The organism is Bombiscardovia apis (assembly GCF_033095945.1).
GTDB lineage: Bacteria > Actinomycetota > Actinomycetes > Actinomycetales > Bifidobacteriaceae > Bombiscardovia > Bombiscardovia apis.
The window spans coordinates 1082784-1095564 of sequence record NZ_AP026800.1; the positions used below are offsets into that span (position 1 = coordinate 1082784).

General features: G+C 54.1%; 10 protein-coding genes. 2 read left to right on the plus strand and 8 right to left on the minus strand.

What is annotated here, in order from left to right; translation table 11 throughout:
* Window positions 1-29 precede the first annotated feature (29 nt).
* The gene (gene glyA, locus R8377_RS04265; RefSeq protein WP_317642257.1) at window positions 30-1334 is read right to left on the minus strand and encodes a serine hydroxymethyltransferase; all 1305 of its coding nucleotides are present in this window, start codon (window positions 1332-1334) and stop codon (window positions 30-32) included.
* Between the two features lie 257 nt (window positions 1335-1591).
* On the opposite strand from glyA, the gene R8377_RS04270 reads away from it, so the two are divergent.
* On the plus strand, window positions 1592-3454 hold the full coding sequence (locus tag R8377_RS04270) for an ABC transporter ATP-binding protein (RefSeq protein WP_425604983.1): 1863 nt from the start codon (window positions 1592-1594) through the stop codon (window positions 3452-3454).
* Window positions 3451-5463 (plus strand): ABC transporter ATP-binding protein, encoded by a 2013-nt coding sequence (locus R8377_RS04275; RefSeq protein WP_317642259.1) that lies wholly within the window; start codon window positions 3451-3453, stop codon window positions 5461-5463. The genes R8377_RS04270 and R8377_RS04275 overlap by 4 nt, the downstream gene beginning before the upstream one ends.
* Before the next feature lie 127 nt (window positions 5464-5590).
* Here the strand turns inward: R8377_RS04275 and R8377_RS04280 are convergent, their stop codons facing one another.
* The 7 genes from R8377_RS04280 to clpX all read right to left on the minus strand — a co-directional run bounded on the left by R8377_RS04280 (window position 5591) and on the right by clpX (window position 12733).
* Window positions 5591-6289, minus strand: a complete 699-nt coding sequence (locus tag R8377_RS04280; protein ID WP_317642260.1) for an ABC-2 transporter permease — start codon at window positions 6287-6289, stop codon at window positions 5591-5593.
* Window positions 6286-7296: an ABC transporter ATP-binding protein gene (locus R8377_RS04285; RefSeq protein WP_317642261.1), complete on the minus strand. Its 1011-nt coding sequence runs from the start codon at window positions 7294-7296 to the stop codon at window positions 6286-6288. The genes R8377_RS04280 and R8377_RS04285 overlap by 4 nt, the downstream gene beginning before the upstream one ends.
* Window positions 7297-7334: 38 nt before the next feature.
* Complete coding sequence (locus R8377_RS04290) at window positions 7335-7715, minus strand: GntR family transcriptional regulator (protein WP_317642262.1); 381 nt, start codon at window positions 7713-7715, stop codon at window positions 7335-7337.
* Between the two features lie 178 nt (window positions 7716-7893).
* Window positions 7894-8589 carry an HAD family hydrolase gene (locus tag R8377_RS04295; protein ID WP_317642263.1) on the minus strand — a complete coding sequence of 232 codons (696 nt, stop codon included), beginning with the start codon at window positions 8587-8589 and terminating at the stop codon, window positions 7894-7896.
* A gap of 49 nt (window positions 8590-8638) precedes the next feature.
* Window positions 8639-10414, minus strand: coding sequence for a DNA repair protein RecN (locus R8377_RS04300; RefSeq protein ID WP_317642264.1), 1776 nt, complete (start codon window positions 10412-10414; stop codon window positions 8639-8641).
* Window positions 10407-11324 carry an NAD kinase gene (locus R8377_RS04305; RefSeq protein WP_317642265.1) on the minus strand — a complete coding sequence of 306 codons (918 nt, stop codon included), beginning with the start codon at window positions 11322-11324 and terminating at the stop codon, window positions 10407-10409. Before R8377_RS04305 ends, R8377_RS04300 begins: the two co-directional genes overlap by 8 nt.
* Before the next feature lie 41 nt (window positions 11325-11365).
* A complete protein-coding gene (gene clpX, locus R8377_RS04310; RefSeq protein WP_317642266.1) occupies window positions 11366-12733 on the minus strand; it encodes an ATP-dependent Clp protease ATP-binding subunit ClpX in 1368 nt (455 codons plus the stop codon).
* Window positions 12734-12781 lie beyond the last annotated feature (48 nt).

Consider the following 12781-nt stretch of genomic DNA (forward strand, 5'->3'; position numbering starts at 1 on the left):
GACCTAGGCAGCTCCCCTTGAGGCGAGGGTCAGTTCACTTGGTCAAGGCCCTCATAGAGGGGGAAGTCTTCGGCCAAAGCGTCGACCTTGGCTTTAAGCGTATCGACATCGGTTTGAGGGCCTTCTGCGAGCGCTTGGGCGATAATGTCTGCTACCTGCTCGAATTCGGTAGCTCCGAAACCGCGTGTAGCCAGCGCTGCTGTGCCGATACGTAGGCCTGAGCTCACCGAAGCTGGGCGCGGGTCAAAGGGTACGGTGTTGCGGTTGACGGTAATCCCCACTCGTGCAAGCAGGTCTTCTGCATCTTTACCGGTCATGTCACTATGGCGTAAGTCGACCATGACCAGATGCACGTCTGTTCCTCCAGTGAGGACGGAAATGCCCTGTGCTGCGAGCTCAGGGGCACTAAGACGGTCTGCAATAATGTTGGCACCCTCGAGCGTGCGTTCCATGCGTTCTTTGAATTCGTCACTTCCCGCAATCTTGAAAGCTACTGCTTTGGCTGCGATTACGTGCATTAAGGGACCGCCTTGTTCCCCGGGGAAAACAGCCGAGTTGATTGCCTTAGCATATTCTTGACGGGCTAGTATGAATCCCGAACGTGGGCCACCTAATGTCTTGTGGGCTGTGGAGGAAACGACGTCTGCGTAGGGCACCGGGCTGGGATGTAATCCTGCTGCAACCATTCCTGCAAAGTGGGCCATATCGACCCAGAGCTTGGCTCCCACTTCGTCGGCGACCTCTTTGAGGGCTTTAAAATCTTCAATACGTGGGTATGCTGACCAGCCGCCGATGATGACGCTCGGGTGTGTTTCCAAAGCCCGCTGCCGCACGAGTTCGGGGTCAATGAGGAAGGTTTCTGGATTGACGGTGTAGGTTTCGGCCTTATAGTAACGCCCCGAAAAGTTCATTTTCGTGCCGTGCGTTAAGTGGCCGCCGTGGTCGAGAGCTAAGCCGAGTATGGAGTCTCCAGGCTGAGCGAGCGCTTGGTAAATGGCGGCGTTGGCTTGGGCTCCTGAGTGAGGCTGCACGTTGGCATAGTCTACTCCAAAGAGATCGACGGCGCGCTGACGGGCTAGGCTTTCGACCTGGTCTACGAACTCGCAGCCACCGTAATAGCGTCGGCCCGGATAGCCTTCGGCGTACTTATTGGTGAGCACTGAGCCCTGCGCCTGCAAAACTGCCTTGGGCACAAAGTTCTCAGAAGCAATCATTTCTAATCCGCCACGCTGACGCTTGAGTTCAGCTTCCAGCAAATCTGCTATCTGCTGATCCGCGCTGTGTAGGCTCTCCTGAAAGATATGAGTGGCTTGTTCTCTGTCCTGTGCAGTCATGTGTACCCCCTGATTGAAGCTCACAGCACCTCAACACAATTGCCTCGGCCCTGCAAGTGTCTGCTTGTCTCTTATACTGTTATATATACCTGTATTACATTGTTTTTAGCGCTTTTGTGGCGGCTTTCGACTTTGCGAAAGTTGTAGCACTCAGTTGGCTTGTGTGAGCACCGTCGAAAGATTCGAGTACACGTGCTCAGCCTATCAGCAAGAGCTAAGGCCCAGGCCTAGTGTGTTTAGGCGCTGCAACAAGTTATATGGCAGAGTGTATACAAAAGAGCAGCAAAAAAGGAGGCACTGTGACCGAAGCCACAGAAGGCGGGTCTGTCGCGCAGCTGGAGGAGGAGCGGCCAAAACAAGTGGTGCGCACCCTGCTTCACTCTTTGCGCGATTATAAAAAGGCAAGTTTGCTGGCACCCGCATACGTTTTCGTCGAGAGCGTGTTAGAGATTGTTATTCTGACGATTATGGCCGTGCTCATCGATCGCGGTGTTTCGGGTCAGTCCATGCCCGACATTTTTAAATTCGGTCTTATCTTGCTGTGCTGCTCGGCAGTGTCGCTTTTCTGCGGTTTTATGTCAGGTAAGTATGCGGCTATTGCCTCCTCTGGCTTCGCTAAGAACTTGCGCCATGACCTCTTTGACCAGGTACAGTCGTTCTCTTTCACCAACATTGACCGCTTCTCTACAGGCTCGATTATTACCCGTCTGACTACGGACGTTACCAACCTGCAAAACGCCTATCAGATGATTATCCGAATCGGCGTACGAGCTCCCATTATGGTCGTCGTGGCTTGGCTCTTCTCCTTCCGTATTTCGCATTCCATCTCTATGGTCTTCCTCGCAGCGGTACCCATATTGGGAATCGGTCTCATTGGCCTATCGGTGTATGTGCACCCACTCTTTGAGAAGGTTTTCCATACATACGACCATCTCAATGCCGTAGTCGAAGAGAACGTGCAGGGCATCCGAGTGGTGAAGTCTTACAACCGCGAAGACTTTGAAAACCGCAAGTTTGGCCGTATCTCCTTGGCTATTTACAACTACTTCAGCAAGGCTGAGAAGGTCATGAGCTTCACGGTTCCCTTGCTGAACTTCTGCATCTATGCCTCGCTTATCCTTATCTCTTGGCTAGGTGCCAAGCAGATTGTGGCATCAGGCAATAACTCTGCAATGGGCTTAACTACTGGCGACTTAACAGCTTTGGTTACCTATGCTATGCAAATTCTTATGGCTATGAATATGGTTGCCATGATTGTGGTCATGGTCATCATCTCACAAGCCTCCGCAGAGCGCATTTGCCAGGTACTTCAAGAGGAATCGACCGTGCGTGATCCTACACATCCTCTTATGGAAGTGCCGAACGGCTCTATTGAATTCGACCAGGTGGGCTTCCGCTACTCTGATCAGTCAGAAAAGCCCGTGCTCGATAATATCAATCTGTCCATCGCATCAGGCCAAACCATCGGAATCGTTGGCGGCACTGGCTCTTCCAAGTCCAGTTTGGTGCAGCTTATCCCCCGCCTCTACGATGTTACTTCCGGATCGTTGAAGGTGGGCGGACAAGACGTGCGCGAGTACGATTTGGAAGTTTTGCGAGACCAAGTCGCTATGGTCTTACAAAAGAATGTGCTCTTCTCTGGTACCATTGCTGAAAACTTGCGCTGGGGCAACCCTGATGCTACAGACGAGCAGCTCCGCCACGCCTGCCAGCTAGCCCAGGCAGATGGCTTCATCCAAGAGTTCCCTGACAAGTACCAGACGCACATCGAGCAGGGCGGATCCAACGTTTCGGGCGGGCAACGCCAGCGCCTCTGCATAGCTCGCGCCCTGCTGAAGAAGCCGAAGATTCTCATCTTGGACGATTCCACATCGGCAGTTGATACCAAGACTGACCAGCTCATTCGCCAAGCTTTCACTAGCGAAATTCCGGACACTACCAAAATTATCATTGCGCAGAGGGTGGCCTCAGTCCAAGATTCCGACCGTATTGTAGTGCTTGATAATGGCCAGATTCTCGACACCGGCACCCACGAGCAACTGCTGCAATCCTGCGACGAATACCGTTCTATTTATGAATCACAAACCAACAACCAGCCCCAAGGAGATGATCTTCAATGAGCGCGAAGTCCTCTCAACATGAGCAAGCTGGCCTCCAACGCGCCACACCCGGCACGACCAAACGCCTCTTTAGCTACATTTTGCAGTACAAGTGGCAGGTTGCCGTTATCGTAGTGAGCATCGTAATTTCGGCTGCATCGCAGGCGGCTTCGGCCCTTTTCTTGCAAACGCTGATTGACAAGTACATCCTGCCCTTGGTCGGAAGCAAGAATCCTTCTTGGGAACCACTGGTGCAGATGCTCATTATGATGGGCTGCTTATATGCAGTGGGCACTTTTGCAGCATGGCTGTGGTCGTGGCTGGTCGTAAGCGTAGAGCAAGGCACGCTTAAAGACATTCGAGACCAGATGTTTGCCCACCAGCAGCAGCTACCCATCCGATACTTCGACACCCACGAGCATGGCGACACCATGAGCCGCTACACCAACGACACCGACACCCTGCGCCAGGCCATTTCTCAGTCCTTCCCGCAGATGTTTTCGTCCATTATTGCCGCCTTGGCTGCGCTGATTTCTATGCTCTGGCTCTCGGTGCCCTTTACCCTCTTTACCTTGGCATTTACGGCTTTCCTCATCTTTGTAGTGCGAAAAATCGTGACTCGAAGCGGCCTCTACTTTGTTAAGCAGCAGCAGGAGTTGGGCGGCGTCAACGCTTTTGTTGAGGAAGCTGTTGGCGGGCAGAAGGTTATCAAGGTCTTCAACCACGAAGATGCCACTGCGCAGACTTTCGCTAGCAAGAATGAAGCCCTCTTTGAAGCATCGGCAGAGGCCAACACTTACGGCAATGTAACCATGCCCATCGTGGGCAATATGGGCTACGTGCTCTACGTATTGATGGCAATTTTGGGCGGTATTGCTGGCATTGCCGGCTGGAGCAACTTCGGCTTGGGCGGGGCTGGCACGCTTACCCTAGGCACCATTATCTCCCTGCTCACCCTCTCGCGCTCTTTCATCAACCCCATCGGCCAGGTTTCCATGCAGTTCAACATGGTCATGATGGCCTTGGCTGGCGCTTCACGTATCTTTGCCTTGATGGATGAACCAGTAGAGTCCGACGAGGGAAGCGTCAAACTGGTCTCCGTGGAGCTCGGCTCTGATGGTAAGACCATGACAGAAGCCGATCACGAAACTGGTCACTGGGCTTGGAAGCGCGCCGCAGATGATGATGGCACGCGCTCCCTGGCAGCAGCAGCCAAGCTGCGTGGAGATGCCCGAAAAGTAGCAGAGAAAGCCAAGGAAGTGGCCGTCACCTCTCCTGATGGTCGCTATACCCTATTGAAGGGTGATGTGCGCTTTACTGACGTCACTTTCGGATACAACCCTGACAAGCCGGTCTTGCACGACATTACCTGGTTCGCTGAACCGGGCCAGAAGATGGCTTTGGTAGGCGCTACGGGCGCTGGTAAGACTACGATTACCAACCTCATTAACCGCTTCTACGACATTCAAGAAGGGCAGATTCTCTACGACGGCATCGACGTGAAGAACATCTGCAAGCCCGACCTGCGCAGGTCTTTAGGCATCGTGCTACAAGATGTGAACCTTTTCACCGGCACTGTGCTCGACAATATCCGCTACGGTCGCCTTGATGCCACCGACGAAGAGTGCATAGCAGCTGCCAAGCTCACCAATGCTGACGGCTTTATCCGCATGCTCCCCGATGGTTATCAGACCGTATTGGAAGGTGATGGCTCCGGTCTTTCCCAAGGCCAGCGCCAGCTGATTTCGATTGCTCGCGCCGCCGTGGCTGACCCACCGGCCATGATTTTGGACGAGGCCACCAGCTCTATCGATACCCGCACTGAGGAAGTGGTGCAAAAGGGCATGGATAATCTGATGAAGGGGCGGACCACCTTCGTTATCGCCCACCGTCTCTCTACCGTGCGCAACTCCGACGTCATCATGGTCTTGGACCACGGTCGCATCATTGAGCGCGGCAACCACGAAGAGCTCATCGCTCAAAAGGGCGAGTACTATCAGCTCTACACCGGAGCACTCGAACTAGAGTAGTTCCTAGCCTCATACAGGTAATGGCACGTATCTCGCACCCAAATTGGGGGTGCGAAGTATGTGCCATTTTTCTTGCTCAGTGGCTGAAAACTCGCAATGTGAGCAGACTGCGCCCTGCTTTAGGCGATTAGAGGTCCTTCTTCTGGTAAGTGTGTATGGAGAAGGCTATGGAGAGTGCTACAGTGCCGATTGCTAGGCATATACCTAGAGCTGTCGTGCGCACAGTGCTTGCGCTGAGAAAATCAACAATATGCAGAAATATTGCCGTCCAATCCCAAGGGGCGCGAGAGGCCAGCAGTCCGATAACTGCCAAACCTGCAACACTGAAGCCTAAACCTCTCATCACGCTCATACTGCTGAACCGGTACAGGAACGGTGTAACGATGCCGGTAAGTATCAAAACGAGTAATATGCAAACTCCGCTGGTGGCCAGTATCGGCATGTCAACAGGAGTGCCCGTTAATCGCAGAATTACAGGCACCAGCAGTAGTCCAACTAGATAGGCAACTATGTTGACACTAATCTGCAAGTATCGACCTAAGACCTGCCGCCTACGCGAAATGGGAATCATGCCATCCAAACGAACATCCCCAAACTGCTCAGTAATCATGAAGGGATACATGTTGAAAATTACCGTCATAAAACCGACACTGCCGCCCACTGCACCCAAAACTCCAGAACCGAATTCTGCCGTCTTAAGACCGAGAACTCCCATTACTGCTGACATAAGAATCGGTAAACCAAGGATTATCAGTATGCCGCTGGCCTTTCCGTAAGCATCCATACGGGCCTTGTCGAGTCTGGCTTGTGCGATGATATCATTCATGACTTTACCGTCTCTTGTTCGTCCTCTAAGCTCTTGCCGCTGATACCGGTCTCATAACCACTTTTTAACAACTTACCGGTTAGCCGAATAATGTCGTCGAATCCCGGGCGCTCTTGCTGGTAGCGGCCTTTGGCAGAGTCGGTTACCGTCTGCCCCGGTTCTCCCCCGCTTATGAAAGCTTGCACATGCTCGGCAGCAACCAAGGCGTCGAAACCGGTCGAAAACTCATGGATGCCGACTGCTAGCTGGCGTTGGCTTGAATTGAGATCGCCCGGAGCTCCGTGAATGAGCGCGAACGCATCCTCGAACTCGTCTCGCGGCCCGGTGTAATAGAGCGAACCGCCGTTGATATAGGTGATGAAGTCTGCCACTCGTTCAAGGTCTGAGGTGATATGGGTAGAGAAGAGCACCGAGTGCTGGCCGTCGGCAATATAATCAGCCAATAAATCCATGAGCTCGTCTCGTGCTAATATGTCTAGGCCGGCTGTGGGCTCGTCCAAAATAAGTAGCCGGGCATCGTGGCTGAGAGCGACCGCTAGCATGAGCTTCATCTGCATACCGCGCGAAAGCTCTTTGACTTTCTTCTTAGCTCCTAGTCCAAAACGGTCTAAATACGCTTGGAAAGTGGTCTGGTTCCAGGCTGGATACAGGGGTGCCATAGCCTTGCCGCAGCGTTCCACCGTCCACAGGTCTACGAAGTATGAGGTATCGAAGACTACTCCCAGCTGTGATTTCACGCGCTCTTCTTGGGCGATATTATCCATGCCCAGCATTTCGATAGAGCCCTGGTCTCGCTTGGTCATGTTGAGCATGAGCCGAATCATCGTAGACTTACCGGCGCCGTTTGGCCCGATCAAGCCCATAATGTAGCCCATGGGCAGATCGAAAGTGACATCGCCCAGACTAAAAGGCTGACCGGCACCATCGCTGTGCTTAGCCTCGTATCGCTTGCCAACATCGTTGACACGTAGGGCGTAGGTAAGGTCGCCCTGAATACTTTGCTTCATGGTATGCTCTTTCTTTGCTCGCAACCCAGCTTTCAGCCTTACGAATACAACTCAGCGGCAATGCGGTCGAGCATGGCATGCAAGTCAGTTTGCGCCATACCTGCCGCTTGTGCAGCCTGTAGAGCCTGGCTCAAATTGGAGTGAACCTGTTGAGTCAGCTGCTCATGCATACGCTCGTTGCCCCGGTCCATAACGAAGCTGCCCTTGCCCTGCACGTTTTCTATAATGCCCTCTTGAGCAAGTTCGTTGTAGGCTCGAGTGACGGTCAGTACCGAGATGCGCAAGTCCTTAGCAAGCGTACGCAAGGAGGGCAGTGCCTCCCCCGCCTTGAGTTCGCCATTGAGAACCGCAGCCCGAATTTGGTCTTCAATTTGCTGATAGATGGGTTGACCGGACACGGATGAGATGATCAGTTTCACCCTAGCCCCTTTCTGTGTAAGTGATGACAGTCCAGTTTCCTCGTACGAACCAGGCACAAGCAAACAACTGTTGTACTGTCATATATGACTATATAACAGTTAGAGTAACTGTGCAAGTCATCAGCATAACAGTTGCGCATTCGTTGGAATTACAGCGAAATAGCGGAGCATCGATGGCTTACAGAAGCTGCGGAGCCTGGGCAAAATCGCGGATAGCACCATCTGCCTCACGCGTGATGGCATCCCAATCAGAAGCCGACGACTCGTCGTACATGGCCCAAGCCTTCATCCCAGCCCGGTGAGCTGACTTGACTGCTATGAGCAAGTCTTCAAAAACTGTGCAATGGCTCGGTTCAATGCCAAGTCTGCTCGCCGCCAGCAAGTAAATATCGGGCTCTTCCTTGCCCTTGCTGTGCGCATCATCGACGCTACAAACGTGGTCAAAGTAGTCTTTCATCTGAGCATGCCCTAAAGCAGCTTCTCGTAGGCGCGGCGGCAAGCTCGTGGCCACAGCCAAGCGAGCCCCGCTCTCGCGCAGGCTGCGCAAATAGCTCACCGCATGAGGCTTAGGGCTGACCGCGATGGCATAGAGCAGCTGAGCATCATCATTCCACTCATCTACCAAATCTTGGGCGCTTTCCTGCAAGTTAAAACGCTCAACAGTGTATTGAGCAATTGCCCCAGTTTGCATAGACGCCACGTGGGCCGCATAGTCGGCTGGCATCTCAATATGACGGCGACCAAAAAAGCGGCGGTCAATCTCTCGCCAAATGCCCATCGAATCAAGCAGGGTGCCGTCCAAATCAAAAATGGCAGCCTTACCAGCGTTAACACCGCGCTCGACCCCGCCCGTAGCATCGCTTTCTTGACTCATAACCCACACCCCTCGCCCAAATATGTAGAACTTCTCAGGCTATCAGTGCTTAGAGACGACTCGATTCCAACAGCTCTCGGGCATGCTGCAAGGAAGTATCGGATTCGCTACCGGCCAGCATGCGGGCTATCTCTTGCTCGCGCTTGGCTTCGCTCACTTCTTCCACGCTGGTATTGGTAGCACCAGACCCACTTTCTTTAACAACCACAAACTGGCGGTCCGCCCAAGAAGCCACCTGGGCCAAATGTGTCACAACAATAACCTGGGCACTCTGAGCCAGCAAAGCCAGCCTCTTGCCCAGCTCAACCGCAGTCTTGCCACCTACTCCCGCATCGACTTCGTCAAAAATGAAAGTGACCCGCTCCCCCAGCTCGGTAGGGTGACTGGCAGCAGAAGCAGCATTTGAGCCCTTCTTAGCTTTCGCCTGGCTCTTGCCAGCAGGCGATCCCTTAGCCTCAGCAGCCACCAGCTCCATAGCCAGCATCAACCGGCTCAACTCGCCGCCAGAAGCGCTCGAACCCATCGGAAGCTGAGGAGATCCAGGAAATGGCGTAAAGAGGAAGCTCACATCGTCTACTCCGTGGGCATCCAAACGCGAATCGGCCCGAGCCGCAACCTGCACCGACAACGCAGCCCCGCTCATAGCAAGAGCATTGAGTTCTTCGCTCACTTGGGCACTCAGCCGCTTCCCAGCCTCTTGACGCTTACTAGAAAGAGTTTGAGCAGCTTCCAAGGCTAGCGCATGCGCCTCTTCTCGCTCACCGCGCAAGGCCTGAACCTTTTCGGGGGAAGCATCCATATCTTCCAAGTCATACCCGGCTTGCTCCCGCCAGGCGAGCACATCTTCAATGGTGGGCCCCCAGCGCTCTTTGAGTTCTTCTATGTCGTGAATGCGAGCGTTGAGCTTGTCGAGGTCTCCAGATTCCCCCTCGCCATCTATCTGCTGAGCCAAGCCAAATACTAGGTCAGAGAGGTCTGCGCTCATGGAACGCAAGCGCTGTATTGGGTCGTCGAAGAGGTCGTTCACGCCCACTGCCTGCAAGGATTGGATAGCCTGATCAAGCAGCGCTGCAACGCTCGGCGCATCAACGTCGACATCGGCAGCCAGCTGGGAGGCATCTAAGGCCGCTAAGGCACCGGTAACGCCCTCCCCTATCTGGGCAGCATGCTCGATTCTGTCTCGATGCTCCTTGAGTTCGGCATCTTCGCCAGCCCTAGGTGCCACCTGATCGATGCGGGCGATAGATTGGCGTAAGTAGTCAGCCTGTTGTAAGGCCCCTACCTGCTGTTCACTTAGCTGTGTCAGTCGCTTATCTAATTCTTGCAATCGCTCCCAGGCCAACCGGTAAGCGTCTAGTTCAACCCCATCGCCTGCGTAACGGTCGAGGAAGTCTCGCTGCCGGGCAGGGGCCGCCATTCGCATCTGGTCTGACTGACCGTGGATAGTGACCAGCTGAGCACTAACATCGGCTAAGAGCGTGCGAGGCATGGTATGCCCATTAACCAAAGAGCGCGAACGCCCCTGCTCGGGAACTGAGCGGGCCAAAAAAAGCTGCCCGTCTTCCAGCTCCATGCCAGCGTCTTCAAGTATGTGTGCGGCTGGGGAATCTGCGTTGACTGCAAACACGCCTTGGGCCCAAGCGGCTTCTTGCCCCGGGGCTATTCGGGCAGTTTGCGCAGGAGCTCCGGAGATTAAGCCGATTGCATTGAGCAGCATGGACTTACCTGCGCCCGTTTCGCCAGTAATAGCCGTCATGCCGGGGGCTGGGCTGAGCAGGGCGTGGTGAATCGGACCTAAGTCACGTACTTCGAGTTCTTCAAGCATCTCTTGCCTCCTGCCCTCGCTTAGCGGAGAGATTGGGATGGTGTTGTTCCCTCCACCCCACGACCGGCAAATCGAATTTGCTCACCAAACGTTGGGTAAAGGAAGCTCCGGACAGTCGCGCCAAGTGGAATATGTCATGCGATTGGCGGACCGTAACTCGCGAACCCTTGGGCACCAAAAGCTGGCGGCGACCATCGCAGCAGATCCAACCATCGGAAGGCGAATCGTCGAGCAAACCAATAGTATAAGTGGACTGCGGGCCAATGACGAGCGAACGCGCGAAGAGGGCATGCGCCGCTATAGGCACCATTTGCAGGGATTGGGCGTCGGGCCACACAATCGGGCCTCCTGCCGAGAAAGCGTAGGCGGTAGAACCAGTTGGAGTTGCAACGATAATGCCGTCGCAGCCGTAGGAAGACATTTCTACGTCGTCTACGCGCAGGCTAACCTCAACCATTTTGCCCCGGCTGTATCGCTCTAGCGTCATGTCGTTCAGGGCCCAGTCAGTCAAGGGCTTATCTGCCCCAGGCAGCCACAAGTCCACGTGGGCCACCATGCGCTCTTCAATGGAGTAATCGTGGGCGGCAACCTTGGACATGGCCTCACCAATTTGGAAGCTCTCAAACTCAGCCAAGAAGCCTACATGTCCAAGATTCACCCCCAAAATGGGCACTCCGGTACATTTCACCAGCTCTGCGGCGCGCAAAATAGTACCGTCACCGCCCAAGACGATAACGATTTCAGTATCAGGGTCGACCTGTTGGTAGGGCTCGCCGAAAGCTGGAGCTTCGCTGTTATCAACGATAGAAACGCTAAAACCTGAGCTTTTCAGCTGGTTCAGAGCTTCCGTTACGATACTGCTCGAACGCACGCGCTGATGCGTGACCACTACCGCTTTTCTCTCGCTCATAGCTCTCCTTCGCCCGCCATCTTCACTTAGCAAACTACCCTTTACGCAGTTCGCTCCTCAAGAGTTTGGTCGCCTATGCCCTTTCGTACCAGTTGCGGCGGCTGTTCACCATCGACCGCAGCTGCATCAACGAGGACTTGGTCGATGTCTGAGCGTTCCGGAATTTCAAACATGGTGTCTTCCAAAGTTTTTTCGATAATAGAGCGCAGTCCGCGGGCACCGACTCCTGCCGCGAGTGCCTTTTCAGCAATCCTATCTAAGGCATCCTCGCTGAAGGTGAGGGTCACGCCATCGTCGAGGAACATGCGCTGATATTGCTTCACCAAGGCGTTGTCTGGCTGAGTCAAGACTTGCTTAAGTTGGTTTTGGTCCAGCTTGCCCAGGGTAGAAATGACTGGCAAGCGGCCCACGAATTCGGGCAGCAATCCGAAATTCTCCAAGTCGTCTGCGTTGACCTCGCGCAGAATCTGCTCACGCGGCACGTCTTTGTCTTTCCAAGAGGCAGCGAAGCCGGACTCATGCAGGCCCAAGCGCTGTTGAATAATGTCTTCAAGGCCTACGAAAGCACCGCCACAAATAAAGAGAATGCCGTGGGTATCGAGCTGTATGCACTCCTGATCTCGCTGCTTGCGCGAGCCTTCCAAGGGCACCCGGGCTACTGTGCCTTCAATAATCTTTAGGAGAGCCTGCTGCACGCCTTCGCCAGACACATCTCGGGTTATGGAGGTGTTCTCCCCCGATTTGCGGGCAATTTTGTCAATCTCGTCGATATATATAATGCCCTGCTGAGCTCGCTCTACATCGCCGTCAGCTGCCTGCAAGAGTCGCTGTAAGACAGTTTCTACGTCGTCTCCCACATAACCAGCTTCGGTCAGCGTCGTAGCATCCGTAAGCACAAAAGGCACATTCATCATGCGAGCCAGAGACTGAGCCAAATAGGTTTTACCCACGCCTGTAGGGCCCAAGAGCAAGATGTTGGACTTATCAACTTCAACATCGTCCAAATCTGCGTTCGCTGCTGGCGGCGCCGGCAGCGGCATGGAAGAGCTACCTTGGTCAGCTGCATCGGTCTTGGTGCTCACTCCCATGCGAGAAGCGACCCGCTGGCGCTCGATATTGGCCCGCTTGTAGTGGTTGTAAACAGCCACAGCGAGCGTACGCTTAGCAGCTTCCTGTCCCACTACATAATGATTGAGATAGCCGAAAATCTGGCTGGGCACCGGCAGAACTACCTTGCTCTCCTGGTGCTCTTTCGTCTGGTCCTCGGACAGCATTTGCACGCACAAAGCCACGCATTCGTCGCAAATCGCAGAAGACGGCCCCTTAATCAGCTTGCCGACCTGCTTCTCACTTTTGCCGCAGAAGTCGCACCGAAAGAGTCCCTCATTGTAATTGACAACGCGCCCCATGCCTGCTCCTTGTGTTAGTTCCGTTGCCTATATTACGCGGCGGGCTCG